Source organism: Methylobacterium sp. TK26 (assembly GCF_055361565.1).
This window is the reverse complement of sequence record NZ_CM143965.1, coordinates 1,868,739-1,888,060: the sequence shown is the minus strand read 5'-3', so window position 1 is coordinate 1,888,060 and position 19,322 is coordinate 1,868,739. Positions and strand designations below refer to the sequence as shown.

Here is a 19,322-nt window from a genome sequence, read left to right as displayed (position 1 = left end):
CGGCCGCCGGCTGCGGCGTTGCGGGCGGCGACTACTGGGCGGGCTTGGCGGGGGCGGGCTTGGAGGCGGGCTTCGCGGCGAGCATGCCCTCGGCCCGCTCGTTGAGGAACTTGACCGCCCCGTCCGCGCCGCCGCTCGCCAGCGGCTTCGACAGCAGGGTGCGCTGCGCCGCCAACTCGCTCACGTCGCCGTTCAGGAGCACGTCCTGCACCCTATCGTCCGCATTGACGACGAAGTCGACCTCGGAATCGTCGCCGCCGACCGTCGTGACCTTGGTCGGAACGACGCGCTGCGCGCCGCGCATCTCGATCTTCGGCATCACCTCGAACCGGCCGCCCGCCGCCTGGCTGAGGCGGTTCGCGTAGGTCACGGTGAGGCTGCGCTTGAGCGCCTTGGTCAGCGCCTGCTGCTGCTCGGGGGTGAAGCCCGACCATTTCGAGCCCACGGCGATGCGCGCCATGGCGGGGAAGTCGAAGACCTTGTCGATCACCGGGGTCACGGCCTCGACCCGGGCGGGCAGGGGGCCCGCGCCGTCCTTCACCGCGCCGGAGAAGGCGGCATACAAGTCGCGCACGTTCTGGATCGCGGCCTCGTCGCCCGCCAGGGCGGGGGCGGCGAGGGGCAGGGCCAGGATCGCGGCGACGGCGAAGCGGCGGATCAAGCGCACTTCTTCAGGTCCTTCTCGTCCAGCCGGGCGCCCATGCGCGGCGGGGCATAGCTGTAGAACGGACCGAGGGTCGCCGCATGGGTCGTCGGCTTGGGCCGGCGGGAGAAGCGGATCGCCCCGTCCGGGTCGGATTCGGCTTCGGCCTCCTCCGTCTCGTCCTCGCCCCTGGCGCGGATCGCGGCCTCGGTGCGGTGCCAGAGGAGCAGGCTCGGCAGGCCGACGCCGAGATCGGCGAAGCGCTTCACCAGCGAGAGGGCCAGCGCCGCTTCGGCGGGGATGCCGAACAGGCCGCACAGGGCGATCAGGCCGCCCTCCTGCGCGCCGAGGGCGCCGGGCACGGCGAAGGCCGCGCCACGCACCGCCTGCGCGAGGCTTTCGATCACGAGCGCCTGCATGAAGTCCACGGGATAGCCCATGAAGTGCAGGCACAGATAGACTTCGAGGGTGCCGATGATCCAGCCGCCGAAATGGACGACGATGGCCGCGAAGACCCGCCCCGGCGCGCCGTAGAGCCGGCGCAGGCCGTCATAGAGCTGGTCGACGGCGCCGAGCGCCCGCCATTCGCGCCCGGAGGCGAAGCGGTTGACGAGCGCCTGGATCACCCGGTGCCCGGCCCGGCGCTGGATCAGGTAGAAGGCGGCCAGCGCCGGCACGGCCAGGGCGACGCCCCCCGACACGGTGCGGGCGACCGGCCCGTCCCCGACGAGCCAGATCAGCAGCCCGAGCCCGAGCACGGTGAACACGAGTTGCGTCACCGCCTGGGTCATCAGGTCGACGAACATGCTCGCGCCGGCCAGGGCGCCGCTGACGCCGCGCTTGGCGAGCAGGCGCGCGCCGACGAAGTCGCCGCCCACCGTCGCCACCGGCAACAGCGTGTTGATGCCCTCGCGCACGAAACGCAGGGAGATGCAGTCGCGCAGGAGGGGCGTGGGCGCCTTCGGGAAGACGACGTACCAGCCGAGTCCCGCCCAGGCGACGGCGACGATCCTCGCGAGCACGACGAGGAGGGCGCCCCATCCGGCGCTCGCAACGGCGGCCGACACGTCCTCAAGTCCCGAGGACGCGAACAGGCCCACGACCGTGCAGAGACCGGCAATCGAGGCCAGTGTCGTGAGACGCTTCATCTTCGTCTTTCAAGCTCGCAAATGGCTTGATGCGGGAAATCGGTCACGGTCGCGGCGGAAATAGGTCGGCGCGGCCCCGACAAGCTATTCCGCCACGTTGCAGCATGGATGAGCGCTGTCTATCACCCGTTTGCTACACCGAGGGGCAAAGCGGCGACCGGGCCTGACGTCCCGGACATGAGACCGCGAAACGTCGCAGAAGGGGCACACGTCATGGACCGCGAATCACCCATCACGGCCGCCGAGGCCGTGGATGAATCCGCGCGAGTCGACGGTTACTCGACCCACTCGCGGGAGCCTTCCACGCCCGCGCCGCACTCGCCCGTGATGGCGTGGAACGAGTGGGATCCGCTGGAAGAGGTCATCGTCGGCTCCCTCGACGGGGCGACGATTCCGACCCACCATCTCACGGTCATCTTCAACCTGCCGCGGGCGGCCCAGCCCTTCTACCGGCTGGCTTCGGGCTGGAAGTATCCGAAGTTCATGAAGAAGCTCGCGCAGGCCGAGCTCGACAACTTCATCACCATCCTCGCGGGCGAGGGCGTGAAGGTGCGCCGTCCTGACGCGGTGGATTTCTCGCGCAAGTTCAAGGCGCCGCGCTGGTCCTCGCGCGGGTTCTGCGTGGCCTGCCCGCGCGACCCGTACCTCGTCATCGGCGACGAGATCATCGAGAGCCCGATGTGCTGGCGTTCCCGCTACTTCGAGGGTGACGCCTACCGCTCGCTGTTCAAGGAATACTTCCGCAACGGCGCCCGCTGGACCTCGGCCCCGCGCCCGCAGCTTACGGACGACCTCTACAATTACGACTACCGGGTGCCGAACCTGAAGGCCGGCGAGCCCATGCAGTTCACAGTGAACGAGTTCGAGCCGGTCTTCGACGCCGCCGACTTCGTGCGCTGCGGCCGCGACCTGTTCGTGACCCGCTCCAACGTCACGAACCTGATGGGCATCGAGTGGCTGCGCCGCCACCTGGGCTCGGGCTTCCGCATCCACGAGATCGAGAGCCGCTGCCCGCAGCCGATGCACATCGACTCGTCGTTCATGCCGCTGGCGCCGGGCAAGGTGCTGGTGAACCCGGATTACGTCGATGTCGAGCGGCTGCCGGCCGTGCTCAAGAAATGGGACGTCCTCATCGCCCCGCGCCCCGACCCGGTCGAGGGCTTCATGAGCAAGATCTCGATGTGCTCGCCCTGGACCTCGATCAACGTGCTGGCGATCACCGAGAAGAAGATCGTCGTGGACCAGAGCCAGCCGACGCTCATCAAGGCGCTGAAGGATTGGGGCTTCGACCCGATCCCCGCGCCGTTCCTGAGCTACGGCCCGTTCGGCGGCTCGTTCCACTGCGCCACGCTCGACGTGCGCCGCCGGGGCACGCTGCAATCGTACTTCTAGTCGCCGATCCCCTGGATCAGCGCCCGGTTGAAGGCCTCCGGCTCGGTCATCTGAGGCGCGTGGCCGGACTCGGGAAACTCCACGAGGCGGGCGCCGGGGATAGCCCTGGCGGCCGCGCGGCCGAGTTCGGGGTAATGCCCGAGCGTCGGCCGCACCTCCGGCGGGGCGAGGTCCTTGCCGATGGCGGTGGTGTCCTTCTGGCCGATCATCAGCAGCGTCGGCACCGCGATCTGCGGGAAGCGATAGACCACCGGCTGCGTGACGATCATGTCGTAGAGCAGCGCCGAATCCCAGGCGACGGCCTCCTTGCCGGGGCCCGCGTAGAGCCCGGCCAGCATCTGCACCCAGGGCTCGTACCGCTCATCCCAATGGCCTGAGTAGTACGTCGCGGTCTCATACTTGCGGATCGACTCCGCGCTCGTCTTCAATTCGCGCTCGTACCAGCGGGCGATGGAGACGGGGGGCAGGCCCTTGGCGCTCCAATCCTCCAGGCCGACCGGATTGACCATCACCAGCCGCGCGACCTCCTTCGGGTAGAGCAGGGCGTAGTGGGCGGCGAGCATCCCGCCGGTCGAATGCCCGACGACGATGGGTGTCTCGATGCCGAGCTTCTCGAGAAGGGCGTGGGTGTTCTCCGCCAGTTGCCGGAAGGTGAACTGGTAGGCGCCCGGCTTGCTCGATTTGCAGAAGCCGATCTGGTCCGGCGCGACCACCCGGTAGCCGGCCCCAGTGAGGGCCCGGATCTGCCCCTCCCAGGTCGCGGCGCAGAAGTTCTTGCCGTGCAGCAGCACCACCGTCCGCCCGTTCGGCTTGTCTGGCTTCACGTCGAGATAGGCCATCTGCAGGGGCTGGCGCTGCGAGGTGAAGGCGAACCGCTCGACCGGGAAGGGGTAGTCGAACCCTTCGAGTTCCGGCCCGTAGGCCGTCTCCGCCCGGCAGGGGAGGGCGGCAAGGCTCAGCGCGAGAAGGGCCGGGGCGAGGGCGAAACGGGGCATGAGCACTCCGGAGGGGACCGGCCCATCACATCGCCCTATAAGAGCGGGAGGAAAGCCCCCTCCGGACAGACCCGATGATCCGATTTCTCATGATCGCCGGCCTCCTCGCCGCCACACCGGCTGCGGCGGCCGATGCCTGCGATGTCCTGACGGCCAAGGTCATCCGCGTGACCGGCGCGTCGCTCGCCGGCCGTACCGGCGCCTACGCGGTGTTCCGGGCGCAGGATGCCGAGCGCATGAGCCTCGATTGCCGAGCGCCGGCGCGGATCACCCTCGCCTCCCTCGATCGCGAGCCGGACAAGGCTTACTTCGCGCTCGTCGGCCTCGCCGCCCGGGCGCTGACCGGCGCCGATGCCGAGCGGGCCGAGGTGCTGGCGCTGAACCTCCATCAGGACAGCCTGCTCGCCGACGCCCCCCGCCGGGGCGCCACCGGCCGGGCGCTGATGCTGTGCGAGACCGGCCCCCGCCAGGATGCGCTCGCCGGGGATCTCACCGTCTGCCGGATCGCCCCCGCCGCTCTTTCCCGTCGGCGCCATGCCGGCTAGACCCGCGCCATGTCGAACGTTCTGACCGGCCCCGTCGTCCGCGCCCGCGACGCCGCCTTCGCCAACCACCTGCCCCTGTCGCTGATCGCGGGGCCCTGCCAGCTCGAAGGCCGCCAGCACGGCCTGGAGATCGCCGCCGCCCTCAAGGAGCTGGCGGCGCGGCTCGGGATCGGCCTCGTGTTCAAGGCCTCCTTCGACAAGGCGAACCGCACCTCCGGCGGCGCCGCGCGTGGGATGGGGATGGACGGCGCCCTGCCGGTCTTCGCCGAGATCCGCGAGACCCTGGGGCTCCCGGTCCTCACCGACGTGCACGATGCCGCCCAATGCGCCCCCGTGGCCGAGGCGGTGGACATCCTGCAGATTCCGGCCTTCCTCTGCCGCCAGACCGACCTTCTCCTCGCCGCCGCCGCCACGGGGCGGGTGGTGAACGTGAAGAAGGGCCAGTTCCTCGCCCCCTGGGACATGAAGCACGTCGCCGCCAAGGTGACGCAGGCCGGCAACCCGAACGTCATCGTGACGGAGCGAGGCGCCTCCTTCGGCTACAACACTCTCGTCTCGGACATGCGCAGCCTGCCGATCATGGCTGAGGTCACGGGCGGCGCGCCCGTGGTGTTCGATGCCACCCATTCCGTGCAGCAGCCGGGCGGCCAGGGCGGCAGTTCCGGCGGGCAGCGGGAATTCGTGGCCGTGCTCGCCCGCGCGGCGGTGGCGGTCGGCGTGGCCGGCGTCTTCATCGAGACCCATCCCGATCCGGACCGCGCCCCCTCGGACGGGCCGAACATGGTCGCCCTGAAGGACATGCCGGCCCTGCTCGAACAGCTGATCGCCTTCGACAGGCTCGCGAAGGGCCTCTGATCTAGGCCCTCAGCAGGAGCACGTGGATCCGCAGGGGCTGGACCAGGGCGAAGCGCCCGTCCTCACCCCTGGCGGCGGCGCTTGAGAAGGCCGCCTCGATCACATCGCGCCGCTCCCGGATCGCCCTGGCCCGGTCGGGGTCGACGGCGGTCACGCGGGCGAAAAACGCCTCGCTATCCGCGAAGGATTCCCGCCGCTCGACGGTAAGGTCACGTTCGCAGGCGAAAGCCCCCTCCGAGATGGCTTGCGCGATGGCCGCCTGCGCCGCCGCGCGGATCGCGGTCTCGTCCTCGATGGGCTTCAGCGCGTCGAAGAACGTGCCGGAGGCGAGCGGTTCGATCACCACCAGCCGGCCCCCCGGCCGCAGCACCCGTGCCGCCTCGGCCAGCGCCCCGGCCGGATCGGGGACGTGATGCAGGGAATTCAGCATCACCGCCCCGTCGAACTGCCCCTCTCCGAAGGGCAGGGCCTCGGCGGAGGCCGCCTCGAACCGCGCGGCGGGAACGAGGCCGCGCGCCTTGGCAAGAGCCTCCGCACCGGGATCGATGCCGGTCACGGCCGCGCCGTCCTCGCTGAGCGCGCGGGCGAGGGTGCCCGTCCCGCAGCCGATATCGAGGATCGCCCGGTCGGCGAGGGGCGCGAAGGTCTCGCGGATGAGCGTGAGGGCGTCCATCGGACCCGAACTCCGGCACGCCGATGCCCGGCGCGTCTTAACCTATGCGCCGGTTCGCGTTTCCGCGCACCCCGCCCAGGCCGGATCGGGTTTCGATCAAATCGCCGTGTGCAGGGATCCGTCCGCCGAATGGCGTTTGAGCATCCGTCGGCGCCGGTCCAATGCCGGCAAGTCCCTGCCCCCAACGGCGCAGCTTCCGGTGAGCACGGCGCAGGCATCGCCCCTCGAATTCGCACGTGATCGCGCGATGAACAGGCGTTCATGATTTTGGAGCGTTAAGAAACGCGCCGTGAATCCTTTGGAACCCCCATGCTGCCCCCACGTTATTGGAGCAGCATCGATCAGTGATCGAGAAAGGATACCATGCGCAAGTTTGCTCTCATCACCGCCGCCGCCGCTCTGACTGTCGGCAGCATTGCCGCCACCACCGGCGCCGAGGCGCGCCCCTACGGCTTCCACGGCGGTTACGGGCATCACGGCTACTACGGCGGTCGTCGCGGCATCGGGACCGGCGCGGCTGTCGGCCTGGGCATCGCTGGCCTCGCGGCCGGTGCGATCGCCGCCGGCGCGGCCCGTGACGCCTACGGCTACGGCCGCCCGGCTTATGGCTATGGTTATGGCGCCCCGGCTTACGGCTATGGCTACGGTGCCCCGGCCTACGGCTACGGCTACTAAGTTCCAGCCGCAGAATTGAAGGGGTGGTCGGCGCGAGCCGGCCACCCTTTTTTCATGCGCGCCGTCAGCGTCCGCGATAGGGCGCGACGCCGGTCTCCGGCAGCCAGATATTGGCCGGGGGCGTACCCGTCTGCCAGAACACGTCGATGGGGATGCCGCCGCGCGGGTACCAGTAGCCGCCGATCCTCAGGTAGCGCGGCGCGAGCAGCGCCACGAGGCGCTTCCCGATGGTGACGGTGCAATCCTCATGGAAGGCGCCGTGGTTGCGGAACGAGCCGAGATAAAGCTTCAGCGACTTCGATTCGACGAGCCATTCGTCTGGCACGTAGTCGATCACGAGGATCGCGAAATCCGGCTGGCCCGTCACCGGGCAGATCGAGGTGAATTCCGGCGCGGTGAAGCGGGCGACGTAATCCGTGTCCGCATGGGGATTCGGCACCCGGTCGAGCCGGGCTTCCTCGGGATTCTGGGGGAGGGGGGTCGCCTGCCCCAACTGAAGGTCGGTTGTGCTGGTCATGGCCCCCTATAGCGTGGGGACCGGCTTTGGAAAGCCTTGAGCGGCATTCGCAAAGATTTCGCCGGGAAGCGGGGCGGCGCCGGGTTGCCGGGGGGCCGAGCATGGCGGATAAGCCGCCCGCGACGCGTGGCCGTTGGGCCGACGCGACGAACGGCCCGCGGCCCTCGGGGAGACAACCATGACCGCGATCACCAATATCAGCGCCCGTGAAATCCTCGACAGCCGCGGCAATCCGACCGTCGAGGTCGATGTGCTGCTGGAGGACGGCTCCTTCGGCCGCGCGGCGGTTCCCTCCGGCGCCTCGACCGGCGCCCACGAGGCGATGGAACTGCGCGACGGCGACAAGTCCCGCTTCCTCGGCAAGGGCGTCCTGAAGGCGGTCGAGGCCGCGCAGACCGAAATCCTCGACGCCATCGGCGGCATGGATGCGGAGGATCAGGTCGCCGTCGATGAGGCGATGATCGAGCTCGACGGCACCGCCAACAAGAGCCGGCTCGGTGCCAACGCCATCCTCGGCGTGTCGCTCGCGGTCGCCAAGGCGGCGGCGGAAGCCTCCGGCCTGCCGCTCTACCGCTATGTCGGCGGCGTGCAGGGCCGCGTCCTGCCGGTGCCGATGATGAACATCATCAACGGCGGCGCCCATGCGGACAACCCGATCGACTTCCAGGAATTCATGATCATGCCGGTCGGCGCCGACTCGATCGCCGAGGCGGTGCGGATGGGCTCCGAGGTGTTCCACACCCTGAAGGGCGCCCTCAAGAAGGCCGGGCACAACACCAATGTCGGTGACGAGGGCGGCTTCGCCCCGAACCTCCCCTCCGCCGAGGCTGCCCTGGACTTCGTGATGGAGGCGATCCAGGCCGCCGGCTTCAAGCCGGGCTCCGAGATCGCCCTGGCGCTCGATTGCGCGGCCACCGAGTTCTTCAAGAACGGCGCCTACCTTTACGAGGGCGAGGGCAAGACCCGGGACATCGCCGCCCAGGTCGATTACCTCGCCGAGCTCGTCGGCAAGTACCCGATCGTGTCCATCGAGGACGGCATGTCCGAGGACGATTGGGAGGGCTGGAAGCTGCTCACCGACAAGGTCGGCACCCGCTGCCAGCTGGTGGGGGACGACCTGTTCGTCACCAATGTCGAGCGCCTGTCGCGCGGCATCGCCAACCACACCGCCAACTCGATCCTCATCAAGGTGAACCAGATCGGCTCGCTCACCGAGACGCTGGCCGCCGTCGATATGGCCCAGCGCGCTGGCTACACGGCAGTGATGTCCCACCGCTCGGGCGAGACCGAGGATTCGACCATCGCCGACCTCGCGGTCGCGACGAATTGCGGGCAGATCAAGACCGGCTCGCTGGCCCGCTCGGACAGACTGGCCAAGTACAACCAGCTCATCCGCATCGAGGAGGGCCTCGGCCCGCAGGCGCTCTATGCCGGGCGCGGCGCGATCAAGCAGATCGCGCAGGGCTGACCGCTCCCTCGGCCGAACAGAGGCCCCCGGCGTCCACGCGGCGCCGGGGGCCTTTTCGTTTGGGGGCGGACGGCAACCAGCCGTTAACCTTCCCGCGCCAGTGTTCCCGCATGGTTGTCCGCCGCCGCGTCAGAATGATCGTGCTGCCGCTGGGTCTCTGGACCCTGTCGGCCCTGGTATGCGGCTACTTCATCGTCCAGGCGGAGAGCGGCAATCGCGGCCTCGAAGCCAAGCGGGCGCTGAAGATCCGGGCCTTCGGGCTCAACCAGGAACTCGCGACGGTGAAGGCCGAGCGCGCCGTCTGGGAGCATCGCGTCGCCCTGCTGAAGAGCGACCAGATCGACCGCGACCTGCTGGAGGAACGGGCCAGGATCGTGCTGGGCCGCGTCCACGCCAACGACGTGGTCATCATCGATCCTTGAGAGTTCTTGCCGCACGCGCGGCTGTAGCCGGCAATCCGCTACAGCCCTGTGGATTTGCTGCGCCGCGCTCTGACATCGGCGCTTGCCTGTCAGAGGGGCGGGCCTCGCTTTCGGTCAGTTCCTAGCCTACACCCGCCTCACGACAGCGAGAGTGCGGGAGAAGCGACATGGAAGCTGGCAAGACGGCCAAGATTGAGCCCGCTGCCGGCCCGTCGTCGGCATCGGCGGCCGAGGCCCACAAGCCGGCTCCGAACATGCCGCAATTCACCCGCGACCAAGACCTTCACGCCTACCATGAGATGCTGCTGATCCGCCGTTTCGAGGAGAAGGCCGGCCAGCTTTACGGCATGGGCCTCATCGGCGGGTTCTGCCACCTCTATATCGGCCAGGAAGCCGTGGTGGTCGGGATGCAGATGGCGTCCGAGGTCGGCGATCAGGTCATCACCGGCTACCGCGACCATGGCCACATGCTGGCCACCGGCATGGAGCCGAAGGGCGTGATGGCCGAGCTGACCGGCCGTCGGAGCGGCTACAGCCGCGGCAAGGGCGGCTCGATGCACATGTTCAGCCGCGAGAAGCAGTTCTTCGGCGGCCACGGCATCGTCGGCGCGCAGGTCTCGCTGGGCACCGGCCTCGGCTTCGCGGACCATTACCGCGGCAACGGCAAGGTGAGCCTCACCTACATGGGTGACGGCGCCGCCAACCAGGGCCAGGTCTACGAGAGCTTCAACATGGCGGCCCTCTGGAAGCTGCCGGTCGTCTACGTGATCGAGAACAACCGCTACGCGATGGGCACCTCCGTCGCCCGCGCCTCGGCGCAGACCGACTTCTCGAAGCGCGGCCTCTCCTTCGGCATCCCCGGCGAGTCGGTGGACGGCATGGACGTCCGCACGGTGCACGAGGCCGCCAGCCGCGCCATCGAGCATGCCCGCTCGGGCAAGGGCCCCTTCATCCTCGAGATGCAGACCTACCGCTATCGCGGCCACTCCATGTCCGACCCGGCCAAGTACCGGACGAAGGACGAGGTCTCGAAGATGCGGGACGAGCACGACCCGATCGAGATGGTGCGCAAGCGCCTGCTCGAACTGCACGGCGTGCCGGAGGCCGACATCAAGGCGACGGACGCCAAGGTCCGCGAGACGGTGAACGCGGCGGCCGAGTTCGCCACCAACGATCCGGAGCCGGATCCCTCCGAGCTGTGGACCGACATCCTGCTCGAAGTCGGCGCCTGACCGCGCCGCCGAACCCCTAGGCCGCCCCCGTACGAGAGCGACGCGAAGAACTCACCATGGCGACCGATATCCTCATGCCCGCCCTGTCTCCGACCATGGAGGAGGGCAAGCTCTCGAAATGGCTCAAGAAGGTCGGCGACCCGATCAAGTCCGGCGACGTGCTGGCCGAGATCGAGACCGACAAGGCGACCATGGAGGTCGAGGCGGTGGACGAGGGCGTCCTCGCCAAGATCCTCGTGGACGAGGGGACCGAGGGCGTCGCCGTCAACACCCCGATCGCGATCATCGCGGAGGAGGGTGAGGACGTCGAATCGGCCGCCTCATCGGGCGGGAAGCCGCCGGCCGAGGCGCCGAAGGCGAACGGCCACGACACCTCCGTCGAGCAGGGCGGCGACAAGCCGGCCACGATCGCCAAGACAGAGGACGACGCGCCCCGCGCCCCCGCCGCTCCGGCCACGATCACCGCCAAGGCGAAGGACCCGGTGATGGAGGAATTCCCCGCCGGCACCGAGATGGTCACGATGACCGTCCGCGAGGCCCTGCGGGACGCCATGGCCGAGGAGATGCGCCGCGACGGCGATGTCTTCGTGATGGGCGAGGAGGTCGCCGAGTACCAGGGCGCCTACAAGATCACTCAGGGCCTGCTGCAGGAATTCGGCGCCAAGCGCGTGGTCGACACCCCGATCACCGAGCACGGCTTCGCCGGCATCGGCGTCGGCGCCGCCCTGGCCGGGCTGAAGCCCATCGTGGAGTTCATGACCTTCAACTTCGCCATGCAGGCGATCGACCAGATCATCAACTCGGCGGCCAAGACCCTCTACATGTCCGGCGGCCAGCTCGGCTGCCCGATCGTGTTCCGTGGCCCCAACGGCGCGGCGGCCCGCGTCGCCGCCCAGCACAGCCACGATTATGCCGCGTGGTACTCCAACGTGCCCGGCCTGAAGGTCATCGCGCCCTACACCGCCGCCGATGCCAAGGGCCTGCTCAAGGCCGCGATCCGTGACCCGAACCCGGTGATCTTCCTCGAGAACGAGATCCTTTACGGGCAGTCCTTCCCGGTGCCGAAGCTGGACGACTTCCAGTTGCCGATCGGCAAGGCGCGCGTTCACCGCCAGGGGTCGGACGTGACCATCGTCTCCTTCTCCATCGGCATGACCTACGCCCTGAAGGCCGCGCAGGCGCTGGCCGAGCAGGGCATCGAGGCCGAGGTCATCGACCTGCGCACCATCCGCCCGATGGACACGGACACGGTGCTCGCGTCGGTGAAGAAGACCGGCCGCTGCGTCACCGTCGAGGAAGGCTTCCCGCAATCCGGCGTCGGCGCCGAAATCTCGGCGCGGCTCATGGTCGATGCCTTCGACTACCTCGACGCCCCCGTCCTGCGGGTGACGGGCAAGGACGTGCCGATGCCCTACGCCGCCAACCTCGAAAAGCTCGCCCTCCCGAACGTGGGCGAGGTGATCGAGGCGGCCAAGGCCGTCTGCTACAAGTCGTAGGGCTCGGCCCACCGTCACCCCGTCCTCCCGCCCCGCCGGCGGGACAACGCAACCCGGTCCCGTCCGATGAGCGCGAACTTCGCCGAACTCGCCGCACCGCCCGACGCCCTCGAACAGGGCGGCGTCGAGGTGCTGCGCGCGGCGGTGGTGGACGGCGCGGTGAGCGTCGCCCTGCGCCGCTCCTTCGACGATCCGGCGACCTGGGGCCGGTTGCTGGTCGATCTCGCCCGGCAGGCGGCGCGTGCCTACGCGGTCGATACCGACATGGCGGAGGACGAGGCGTTCGAGCGGATCCGCGCCGCGATCGAGGCGGAATGCCTCGCTCCGGGCGACTTCAACTGACGGGGGCCCGCATGGCCCAGGCGGCTCCGCGCCTCGCCACCTACGCCGACCTCGCAGCGGTGCCGCCGCACCTCGTCGCCGAGATCGTGGATGGAACGCTGGAGACGCATCCGCGCCCGAGGCCGAGGCACGCGTCGCTGTCCGTGAGCCTCGGCGCCGAGTTGCAGATGCCCTTCGGCCGTGGCCGTGGCGGGCCGGGCGGTTGGGTCTTCATGGCCGAGCCGGAACTGCATATCGGTCCGCATGTCGTCGTGCCGGACCTCGCCGGGTGGCGCCGGGAGCGGATGCCCACCGAGCCGGAGGGTGCCTTCATCACGACCCCGCCGGACTGGGCCTGCGAGATCCTCTCACCCTCGACGTTCCGGCTCGACCGCGGGCCGAAGCGCCGGATCTATGCCGAGGCCGGAATCGGCCATCTCTGGCTGCTCGACCCCGACCAGCGCACCCTCGAAGGGTTCGCGCTGACCGGCGGCCGGTGGCTCCTGCTCGGAACGGTGGTCGGCGGCGAGCCCGTCTCGCTGGCGCCCTTCGACGCCGTGTCATTCCCCTTCGACGATCTCTTCCCCTTCGCCGATCCGGCCACGCCCGAGACCTGACCATGCCGATCAACGTCCTGATGCCCGCCCTGTCCCCGACGATGGAGAAGGGCAACCTCGCCAAGTGGCTGAAGAAGGAAGGCGACTCGATCAAGTCCGGCGACGTGCTGGCGGAGATCGAGACCGACAAGGCGACCATGGAGGTCGAGGCCGTCGATGAGGGCGTCCTCGCCAAGATCATCGTGCCCGAGGGCACGAACGACGTGCCGGTGAACGACCTCATCGCCCTCATCGCGGGCGAGGGCGAGGATCCGGGCAGCGTCCAGGCCCCCGGCGGCGACGCCAAGGCCGAGGCCCCGAAGGCGGCCTCCGCCGAGGCGCCGAAGGCCGACGCCAAGACAGACGACGACGCCCAGATGTCCTATGCGCGCTCGAACGAGGCGCCCGACGCCGCCAAGGCGGTGAACCCGGCCGCCGGCCAGCCCTCCGCGCCGCCAGCCTCCGGCGGGGAGGGGGGCCGCGTGTTCTCCTCGCCCCTCGCCCGGCGCCTCGCCAAGATGGACGGCATCGACCTCGGCGCCATCCAGGGGACCGGCCCCCATGGCCGCGTGATCGCCCGTGACGTCCAGGCGGCGAAGGCCGGCGGCGGCCTCAAGGCGCCCGCGCCTCAAGCCGCCCCTGCCGAAGCCCCGAAGGCGGCGGCCCCCGCGCCGAAGGCGGCTCCCGCGGGCGGCGTGCCCGCCGGTCTCACGACGGATCAGGTCAAGGGCTTCTACGCCAAGGATGCCTACGAGGAGGTCCCCCTCGACGGCATGCGCAAGACCATCGCCAAGCGCCTCACCGAGGCGATGCAGGTGGCGCCGCACTTCTACCTGACGGTGGATTGCGAACTCGACGCGCTCATGTCGCTGCGCGAGACGCTGAACGGCTCGGCCGGCAAGGACAAGGACGGCAAGCCCGCCTTCAAGCTCTCGGTGAACGACTTCGTCATCAAGGCGATGGGCCTCGCCCTCACCCGCGTTCCGGCCGCCAACGCGGTCTGGGCCGAGGACCGGATCTTGCGCTTCAAGCACGCCGAGGTCGGCGTCGCGGTGGCCATCGACGGCGGCCTGTTCACCCCGGTGATCCGCCGCGCCGACGAGAAGACGCTCTCGACCATCTCGAAGGAGATGAAGGATTTCGCGGCGCGCGCGCGCGCCAAGAAGCTGAAGCCCGAGGAGTATCAGGGCGGCGTCACCTCGGTGTCGAACCTCGGCATGTTCGGCATCAAGCACTTCACGGCGGTGATCAACCCGCCGCAATCGAGCATCCTGGCGGTGGGCGCGGGCGAGAAGCGCGTCGTCGTGAAGGACGGGGCGCCGGCCGTCGTGCAGGTGATGACCTGCACCCTCTCCTGCGACCATCGCGTCCTCGACGGGGCGCTCGGCGCGGAGTTGGTCTCGGCCTTCAAGGGGCTGATCGAGAACCCGATGGGAATGCTCGTCTGAGGAGAGCCCTTCATGTCTGAGACCTACGACGTCCTCATCATCGGCGCCGGCCCCGGCGGCTACGTCACCGCCATCCGCTCCGCGCAGCTCGGCTTCAAGACCGCCGTGGTGGACCGCGAGCACCTGGGCGGCATCTGCCTGAACTGGGGTTGCATCCCCACCAAGGCTTTGCTGCGCTCGGCCGAGATCTTCCACTACTTCCAGCATCCGGGGGAATACGGCCTCACGGCGGAGAAGGTCGGCTTCGACACCGCCGCCATCGTGAAGCGCTCGCGCGGCGTCTCGGCCCGCCTCAACGGCGGCGTCGGCATGCTGCTGAAGAAGAACAAGGTCGACGTGATCTGGGGCGAGGCCACGGTCGAGTCCGTCGCCAAGGGCAACCAGCCCGGCCAGGTCACGGTGAAGGAGAGCAAGCGCGCCGAACCGCCGAAGGGTGCCAAGGGCGCGGGCTCCTATCAGGCCAAGCACATCATCGTCGCGACGGGCGCCCGGCCCCGCGCCCTGCCGGGCATTGAGCCCGACAAGAAGCAGATCTGGACCTATTACGAGGCCATGGTCCCCGAGACGATGCCCAAGAGCCTGCTCGTGATGGGCTCCGGCGCCATCGGCATCGAGTTCGCCTCGTTCTACAAGACGATGGGCGCCGAGGTGACGGTGGTCGAGGTCCTGCCGCAGATCCTGCCGGTGGAAGATGCCGAGATCGCCGCCATGGCGCGCAAGCGGTTCGAGAAGCAGGGCATCAAGATCCTCACCGGTGCCAAGGTGACGAAGGTCGAGAAGGCCTCCGACTCGATCACCGCCACCATCGAGGGCGGGGACGGCAAGAGCCAGCAGATCATGGCCGAGAAGATGATCTCGGCGGTGGGCGTCGTCGGCAACATCGAGAATCTGGGCCTCGAGAAGCTCGGGGTGAAGACCGACCGGGGCTGCATCGTCACGGACGGGCTCGGCCGCACCAACGTGCCGGGCCTGTACGCCATCGGCGACGTCGCCGGACCACCGATGCTCGCCCACAAGGCCGAGCACGAGGGCGTCATCTGCATCGAGACCATCAAGGGCCTGCACACCCACCCGATGGACAAGGGCAAGATCCCCGGCTGCACCTATTGTCAGCCGCAGATCGCCAGCGTCGGCCTCACCGAGGCCAAGGCGAAGGAGCAGGGCTTCCAGGTGAAGGTCGGCCGTTTCCCCTTCGCGGGCAATGGCAAGGCCATCGCGCTCGGCGAGCCGGACGGGATGATCAAGACCGTCTTCGACGCCAAGACCGGCCAACTCCTCGGCGCGCACATGGTCGGGGCCGAGGTCACGGAGTTGATCCAGGGCTACGTCGTCGCCATGAACCTCGAAAGCACCGAAGAAGAGCTGATGCACACGGTGTTCCCGCACCCCACGCTCAGCGAGATGATGCACGAGAGCGTCCTCGACGCCTACGGCAAGGTGATCCACACCTGACCACCGCACACGGAAACGGCCGCCCCTCGGGGCGGCCGTTTCTTTTTCTACGGTCGAGGGATCAGCGGCCGGTGGCGCCGGAGGTGCCCTGGCCGCCGTTGAAGCCGGAGGCGTTGGGCGAACCGTGCATCTTGCCGTCGCCCTTCATCTCGTGGCCCGGCGCGACGCTCGACGCACCCGGGGTGCTGCCGGTGGTCTCGCCCTTGCCGAAGCCGGCGGCGTTCGGCGAACCCTGCATCCGGCCGACGGCGTTGCCGGTGGTGCTCTGGGTGCTGGGGCCGCTCTCGGCCGCGAACGCGCTGGTGCCGAGGGCAAGCAGGCCGGCGGCGGCGAGGAGGGTGGTGGTCTTCATGGCTGCGTCTCCGTGATATTTATGTAGTCCCTCGAGCGAGGGCTCTGCGGGAGTAACGCCCCCGGGGGCGAGGCCGTTCATTTCCTGGCGGGATCCTCGTCCTTCTCGGACGGGACGTAGGCGCACCATTCGCAGATCCCCCGCTCGGCGCCGCGCGCCGCGTTGCGCTGCGAGCAGAGGGGACAGACGAGGACCAGGAGCCGCGCGCCGAGGCGCAGCCCGAGCCCCCGGCCCCGGAAGGTGACGGGCGTACCGGACAGACGGGTCTCGTCCCGCGTCATGCCGGCATCCATGCGAATGCCTGCTGTCGTTCGACCCGTGCCATTGTGTGCTCCCCCATACGGGAGATAATCCACGGCGACGCTAATGGCTCCGCTCGGGTTCCCGGGGCGGCCAGTCGGTCTACGAGAGTCTCACCATGCCCGTCCCGGCCACGGATACGCCCGCCTTGCCGACCTTCGCGGATGTGAAGCGTGCCGCCGACCGCATCGCGGGTAAAGCGCACCGCACCCCCGTGCTCACCTCCCGCACCGCCGACGCGATGAGCGGGGCAAGCCTGTTCTTTAAGGCGGAGAACCTGCAGCGGGGCGGGGCCTTCAAGTTCCGGGGGGCCTACAACGCGATCAGCGCCCTCCCGGAGGAGGTGCGTCGGCGCGGCGTCATCGCCTTCTCGTCCGGGAACCACGCCCAGGCCATCGCCCTCGCGAGCCGCCTGCTCGGCGTGCCGGCGGTGATCGTGATGCCGGAGGACGCCCCACAGGTGAAGGTCGAGGCCACCCGCGGCTACGGCGCCGAGGTGGTCTCCTACGACCGCTACAGCCAGGACCGCGAGGTGCTGGGCCGGGAGATCGCGCAGGCGCGGGGCCTGACCCTGATCCCGCCCTACGACCATCCCGACGTCATCGCGGGGCAGGGGACCCTGGCCCTCGAACTCATCGAGGAGACCGGCCCCCTCGACATGCTGGTCGCCTGCCTCGGCGGGGGAGGGCAATTGGCCGGCTGCGCCCTGGCGGCGGCGGAACTCTCCCCCGGCATCGCGATCTACGGTGTGGAGCCAGAAGCGGGCGACGACGGGCGCCGCTCGTTCCATGAGGGCAGGGTGGTGACGATCCCGGTGCCGCGCACCATCGCGGACGGGGCGCAGACGACCTATCTTGGCGCCCTCACCTTCCCGATCATCCGCGAACGCGTCACCGACATCGTCACCGTCAGCGATGCCGAACTCGTCGAGACGATGCGTTTCTTCGCCGCCCGGATGAAGCTCGTGGCAGAGCCCACCGGATGCCTCGCGGCGGCGGCAGTGCTGCACGGCAAGCTCGACGTCGCGGGCAAGCGGGTCGGCATCGTCATTAGCGGCGGCAATGTCGACATCGCGTCTTTCGCGCGTCTCGTCTCGCCGCCCGCCTGAGCGTCGGATCGTGTGGACCCGGACGGCGGGGATGCTTATCTTAGGCGGACACGACACCCCACGTCCCACGGGCCTTGAACCCGTTCGGGCCGGAGAGAGAGACGATGATTGCGAACTTCAAGGTTCTCTCGCTGACCGATCGCGCCGCCGATCAGATCAAGGCGATCATGGCCGAGGCCGACAAGCCCGTGGCGGGCCTGCGCGTCGGCGTGCGGAACGGCGGCTGCGCCGGCATGACCTACACGATGGAATATGCCGAGGGGCGCAAGCCCGGCGAGGACGTGGTCGAGGACCGGGGCGTACAGGTCTTCATCGACCCGAAGGCCGTGCTGTTCCTGCTCGGCACCGAAATGGACTTCACCACCACGAAGCTCGCGTCGCAGTTCGTGTTCAACAACCCGAACCAGACCTCGGCCTGCGGCTGCGGCGAGTCCGTGGCCATCACGCCCGTCTCGCCTGAGTTGGTGCCTGCCTCAGCCTGAGGGGCGGGGCCGCCCTCAGGCGGCCTGGGACGGCGCCGAGATCGAGGCGTCGTCCACCACGCGGTTGCGGCCGCCGCGCTTGGCGGCGAACATGCACAGGTCGGCCCGCTCCAGCAGCGAGGCCGGCGTGTCGCCGGATCGGTGCTCGGCCACGCCGAGCGACACCGTCACCTTGCCGAGGGATTCGCCCGTCGAGCGCTTCACGAGCTCCCGGCCGATCATGCTCGACCGGATCGTCTCGGCGATCTGCACGGCGTCGAGGCGGTTGGCACCGGGCAGGATGATCCCGAATTCCTCGCCGCCGAACCGGGCCAGGCGCGCGTTGGGCTGCACGCTCTCGCGCATCACCACGGCCACCAGGCGCAGCACCTGATCGCCGGTCAGATGGCCGAACTGGTCGTTGAAGCGCTTGAAGTAATCGATATCGACGACGATCACGCTGAGGCGGCCGCCGGCCCGCACCTCGGCCACGGCCGCGTGCATCATCTCCTCGAAATGCTTGCGGTTGGAGAGGCCGCTCAACGGGTCGGTCAGGCTCTCGGTGCGGGTGGCTTCGAGCTTTTCCCGCAGGCTCTCGACCTCGTCCCGGCTCTCGCGGATGCGCGCTTCGAGGACGCGGTTGTCGGCCACCACCTCCCGCGTCGCCGCCGCCAGCGAGGCGACCATCTCGGCAAGGCGGGCGCGGCTGAGCTGCGCCTGCGCGAGGTCATGCGTCAGGGTCGAGAGGGATTCGCCGTATTGCTGCGTGGAGCCGAGGGAGAGGTCCAGCACCTCGCTCACCGCCGCCAGCTCGGCGAGCACAGTCTTGCTGACGACGCTCGCATCCGTCGCCCGGCGCTGCCCGTCGAGGTAGCTCTCATGTAAATGATCGACGTCGATCTCGGTCAGATGCCCCCTCTCGGCCGTCATCCGTTTGACGGCGTCGTTGAGCAGCGGCACCTCGCCGGAGACGTAGGTGTACCACACGGCATAGGCTCTCGGCGTGGCCGAGGGACCGTAGTCCCGCATGAGCTCGTTCGTTCGCTTCGCCAAGGCGAAGGACCGGTCACGATCAGGGAAAGCGTCCTGGCTCATCCTCAACCCGCATCGGGGCGAGCTTGCCCGCTCGGGCATCGCCTCATCGGCAGGGTTGTAGCAAAACTTTGTACACGCCCAGTTAAAGGCGCCGGGGCTCGACCGGCTTTGATCGAGCCGCACCGTTT

Annotated in this window: 22 protein-coding genes; 14 read left to right on the top strand and 8 right to left on the bottom strand. The window is 69.1% G+C overall.

Translation table 11 applies throughout. The annotated features are described in order from the left end of the window. Positions 1–31 precede the first annotated feature (31 nt). Entirely contained in the window at positions 32–667 is a 636-nt protein-coding gene (locus ACXJ1Y_RS09125; RefSeq protein ID WP_463849720.1) for an MlaC/ttg2D family ABC transporter substrate-binding protein, read from the bottom strand. Further along, positions 658–1,791 (bottom strand): flippase-like domain-containing protein, encoded by a 1,134-nt coding sequence (locus ACXJ1Y_RS09120; protein ID WP_463849719.1) that lies wholly within the window; start codon positions 1,789–1,791, stop codon positions 658–660. The genes ACXJ1Y_RS09125 and ACXJ1Y_RS09120 overlap by 10 nt, the downstream gene beginning before the upstream one ends. Positions 1,792–2,004: 213 nt before the next feature. Between ACXJ1Y_RS09120 and ACXJ1Y_RS09115 the strand changes: the two genes are divergently transcribed. Continuing rightward, a complete protein-coding gene (locus tag ACXJ1Y_RS09115) occupies positions 2,005–3,183 on the top strand; it encodes an amidinotransferase (RefSeq protein ID WP_463849718.1) in 1,179 nt (392 codons plus the stop codon). Here ACXJ1Y_RS09115 and ACXJ1Y_RS09110 read toward each other — a convergent pair. Further along, positions 3,180–4,178, bottom strand: coding sequence for an alpha/beta fold hydrolase (locus tag ACXJ1Y_RS09110; RefSeq protein ID WP_463849717.1), 999 nt, complete (start codon positions 4,176–4,178; stop codon positions 3,180–3,182). The genes ACXJ1Y_RS09115 and ACXJ1Y_RS09110 overlap by 4 nt on opposite strands. Positions 4,179–4,252: 74 nt before the next feature. Here ACXJ1Y_RS09110 and ACXJ1Y_RS09105 point away from each other — a divergent pair, with 74 nt between their 5' ends. Continuing rightward, positions 4,253–4,723 carry a hypothetical protein gene (locus ACXJ1Y_RS09105; RefSeq protein ID WP_463849716.1) on the top strand — a complete coding sequence of 157 codons (471 nt, stop codon included), beginning with the start codon at positions 4,253–4,255 and terminating at the stop codon, positions 4,721–4,723. Between the two features lie 9 nt (positions 4,724–4,732). Next, positions 4,733–5,578, top strand: coding sequence for a 3-deoxy-8-phosphooctulonate synthase (gene kdsA / locus ACXJ1Y_RS09100; protein WP_463849715.1), 846 nt, complete (start codon positions 4,733–4,735; stop codon positions 5,576–5,578). A gap of 1 nt (position 5,579) precedes the next feature. Here kdsA and ACXJ1Y_RS09095 read toward each other — a convergent pair whose 3' ends face one another. Beyond that, positions 5,580–6,251 carry a class I SAM-dependent methyltransferase gene (locus ACXJ1Y_RS09095; RefSeq protein ID WP_463849714.1) on the bottom strand — a complete coding sequence of 224 codons (672 nt, stop codon included), beginning with the start codon at positions 6,249–6,251 and terminating at the stop codon, positions 5,580–5,582. A 363-nt stretch (positions 6,252–6,614) separates the two neighbouring features. Here ACXJ1Y_RS09095 and ACXJ1Y_RS09090 point away from each other — a divergent pair, with 363 nt between their 5' ends. Continuing rightward, positions 6,615–6,926 (top strand): hypothetical protein, encoded by a 312-nt coding sequence (locus tag ACXJ1Y_RS09090; RefSeq protein ID WP_342164981.1) that lies wholly within the window; start codon positions 6,615–6,617, stop codon positions 6,924–6,926. Positions 6,927–6,990: 64 nt separating this feature from the next. Here the strand turns inward: ACXJ1Y_RS09090 and queF are convergent, their stop codons facing one another. Continuing rightward, the gene (queF, locus tag ACXJ1Y_RS09085; protein ID WP_463849713.1) at positions 6,991–7,443 is read right to left on the bottom strand and encodes a preQ(1) synthase; all 453 of its coding nucleotides are present in this window, start codon (positions 7,441–7,443) and stop codon (positions 6,991–6,993) included. Positions 7,444–7,621: 178 nt separating this feature from the next. Here queF and eno point away from each other — a divergent pair, with 178 nt between their 5' ends. The 8 genes from eno (at position 7,622) to lpdA (ending at position 15,878) form a co-directional block, all read left to right on the top strand. Beyond that, positions 7,622–8,911: a phosphopyruvate hydratase gene (gene eno / locus ACXJ1Y_RS09080; RefSeq protein ID WP_463849712.1), complete on the top strand. Its 1,290-nt coding sequence runs from the start codon at positions 7,622–7,624 to the stop codon at positions 8,909–8,911. A gap of 110 nt (positions 8,912–9,021) precedes the next feature. Continuing rightward, the gene (locus tag ACXJ1Y_RS09075) at positions 9,022–9,333 is read left to right on the top strand and encodes an FtsB family cell division protein (RefSeq protein WP_243955999.1); all 312 of its coding nucleotides are present in this window, start codon (positions 9,022–9,024) and stop codon (positions 9,331–9,333) included. Positions 9,334–9,500: 167 nt separating this feature from the next. Then, a complete protein-coding gene (gene pdhA, locus ACXJ1Y_RS09070) occupies positions 9,501–10,565 on the top strand; it encodes a pyruvate dehydrogenase (acetyl-transferring) E1 component subunit alpha (RefSeq protein ID WP_463849711.1) in 1,065 nt (354 codons plus the stop codon). 56 nt (positions 10,566–10,621) lie between these two features. Continuing rightward, entirely contained in the window at positions 10,622–12,061 is a 1,440-nt protein-coding gene (locus ACXJ1Y_RS09065; RefSeq protein WP_463849710.1) for a pyruvate dehydrogenase complex E1 component subunit beta, read from the top strand. Between the two features lie 66 nt (positions 12,062–12,127). Next, complete coding sequence (locus tag ACXJ1Y_RS09060) at positions 12,128–12,403, top strand: DUF5076 domain-containing protein (protein WP_463849709.1); 276 nt, start codon at positions 12,128–12,130, stop codon at positions 12,401–12,403. 11 nt (positions 12,404–12,414) lie between these two features. Then, entirely contained in the window at positions 12,415–12,999 is a 585-nt protein-coding gene (locus ACXJ1Y_RS09055; protein WP_463849708.1) for a Uma2 family endonuclease, read from the top strand. A 2-nt stretch (positions 13,000–13,001) separates the two neighbouring features. Continuing rightward, positions 13,002–14,426, top strand: a complete 1,425-nt coding sequence (locus ACXJ1Y_RS09050; protein WP_463849707.1) for a pyruvate dehydrogenase complex dihydrolipoamide acetyltransferase — start codon at positions 13,002–13,004, stop codon at positions 14,424–14,426. A 12-nt stretch (positions 14,427–14,438) separates the two neighbouring features. Then, complete coding sequence (gene lpdA / locus ACXJ1Y_RS09045) at positions 14,439–15,878, top strand: dihydrolipoyl dehydrogenase (protein WP_463849706.1); 1,440 nt, start codon at positions 14,439–14,441, stop codon at positions 15,876–15,878. A gap of 61 nt (positions 15,879–15,939) precedes the next feature. Here the strand turns inward: lpdA and ACXJ1Y_RS09040 are convergent, their stop codons facing one another. Together ACXJ1Y_RS09040 and ACXJ1Y_RS09035 are read right to left on the bottom strand one after the other, a co-directional pair. Beyond that, complete coding sequence (locus ACXJ1Y_RS09040; protein ID WP_463849705.1) at positions 15,940–16,230, bottom strand: hypothetical protein; 291 nt, start codon at positions 16,228–16,230, stop codon at positions 15,940–15,942. Between the two features lie 77 nt (positions 16,231–16,307). Next, positions 16,308–16,511 (bottom strand): hypothetical protein, encoded by a 204-nt coding sequence (locus tag ACXJ1Y_RS09035; protein ID WP_463849704.1) that lies wholly within the window; start codon positions 16,509–16,511, stop codon positions 16,308–16,310. 137 nt (positions 16,512–16,648) lie between these two features. Between ACXJ1Y_RS09035 and ACXJ1Y_RS09030 the strand changes: the two genes are divergently transcribed. Continuing rightward, the gene (locus tag ACXJ1Y_RS09030; protein WP_463849703.1) at positions 16,649–17,638 is read left to right on the top strand and encodes a threo-3-hydroxy-L-aspartate ammonia-lyase; all 990 of its coding nucleotides are present in this window, start codon (positions 16,649–16,651) and stop codon (positions 17,636–17,638) included. Positions 17,639–17,742: 104 nt separating this feature from the next. After that, positions 17,743–18,120 carry a HesB/IscA family protein gene (locus tag ACXJ1Y_RS09025; RefSeq protein ID WP_463849702.1) on the top strand — a complete coding sequence of 126 codons (378 nt, stop codon included), beginning with the start codon at positions 17,743–17,745 and terminating at the stop codon, positions 18,118–18,120. A gap of 15 nt (positions 18,121–18,135) precedes the next feature. On the opposite strand, the gene ACXJ1Y_RS09020 is transcribed toward ACXJ1Y_RS09025, so the two are convergent. After that, positions 18,136–19,194, bottom strand: coding sequence for a GGDEF domain-containing protein (locus ACXJ1Y_RS09020; protein ID WP_463849701.1), 1,059 nt, complete (start codon positions 19,192–19,194; stop codon positions 18,136–18,138). Between the last annotated feature and the right edge of the window lie 128 nt (positions 19,195–19,322).

Coding starts and splice junctions, on each gene's coding strand:
- ACXJ1Y_RS09110 (WP_463849717.1), bottom strand. CDS start 4,178: ATGCCCCGTTTCGCCCTCGCCCCGGCCCTTCTCGCGCTGAGCCTTGCC.
- ACXJ1Y_RS09095 (WP_463849714.1), bottom strand. CDS start 6,251: ATGGACGCCCTCACGCTCATCCGCGAGACCTTCGCGCCCCTCGCCGAC.
- ACXJ1Y_RS09030 (WP_463849703.1), top strand. CDS start 16,649: ATGCCCGTCCCGGCCACGGATACGCCCGCCTTGCCGACCTTCGCGGAT.
- ACXJ1Y_RS09115 (WP_463849718.1), top strand. CDS start 2,005: ATGGACCGCGAATCACCCATCACGGCCGCCGAGGCCGTGGATGAATCC.
- queF (WP_463849713.1), bottom strand. CDS start 7,443: ATGACCAGCACAACCGACCTTCAGTTGGGGCAGGCGACCCCCCTCCCC.
- lpdA (WP_463849706.1), top strand. CDS start 14,439: ATGTCTGAGACCTACGACGTCCTCATCATCGGCGCCGGCCCCGGCGGC.
- ACXJ1Y_RS09025 (WP_463849702.1), top strand. CDS start 17,743: ATGATTGCGAACTTCAAGGTTCTCTCGCTGACCGATCGCGCCGCCGAT.
- ACXJ1Y_RS09075 (WP_243955999.1), top strand. CDS start 9,022: ATGGTTGTCCGCCGCCGCGTCAGAATGATCGTGCTGCCGCTGGGTCTC.
- ACXJ1Y_RS09105 (WP_463849716.1), top strand. CDS start 4,253: ATGATCCGATTTCTCATGATCGCCGGCCTCCTCGCCGCCACACCGGCT.
- ACXJ1Y_RS09020 (WP_463849701.1), bottom strand. CDS start 19,194: ATGAGCCAGGACGCTTTCCCTGATCGTGACCGGTCCTTCGCCTTGGCG.
- ACXJ1Y_RS09120 (WP_463849719.1), bottom strand. CDS start 1,791: ATGAAGCGTCTCACGACACTGGCCTCGATTGCCGGTCTCTGCACGGTC.
- ACXJ1Y_RS09040 (WP_463849705.1), bottom strand. CDS start 16,230: ATGAAGACCACCACCCTCCTCGCCGCCGCCGGCCTGCTTGCCCTCGGC.
- ACXJ1Y_RS09050 (WP_463849707.1), top strand. CDS start 13,002: ATGCCGATCAACGTCCTGATGCCCGCCCTGTCCCCGACGATGGAGAAG.
- pdhA (WP_463849711.1), top strand. CDS start 9,501: ATGGAAGCTGGCAAGACGGCCAAGATTGAGCCCGCTGCCGGCCCGTCG.
- ACXJ1Y_RS09065 (WP_463849710.1), top strand. CDS start 10,622: ATGGCGACCGATATCCTCATGCCCGCCCTGTCTCCGACCATGGAGGAG.
- ACXJ1Y_RS09035 (WP_463849704.1), bottom strand. CDS start 16,511: ATGACGCGGGACGAGACCCGTCTGTCCGGTACGCCCGTCACCTTCCGG.
- ACXJ1Y_RS09090 (WP_342164981.1), top strand. CDS start 6,615: ATGCGCAAGTTTGCTCTCATCACCGCCGCCGCCGCTCTGACTGTCGGC.
- ACXJ1Y_RS09060 (WP_463849709.1), top strand. CDS start 12,128: ATGAGCGCGAACTTCGCCGAACTCGCCGCACCGCCCGACGCCCTCGAA.
- kdsA (WP_463849715.1), top strand. CDS start 4,733: ATGTCGAACGTTCTGACCGGCCCCGTCGTCCGCGCCCGCGACGCCGCC.
- ACXJ1Y_RS09055 (WP_463849708.1), top strand. CDS start 12,415: ATGGCCCAGGCGGCTCCGCGCCTCGCCACCTACGCCGACCTCGCAGCG.
- eno (WP_463849712.1), top strand. CDS start 7,622: ATGACCGCGATCACCAATATCAGCGCCCGTGAAATCCTCGACAGCCGC.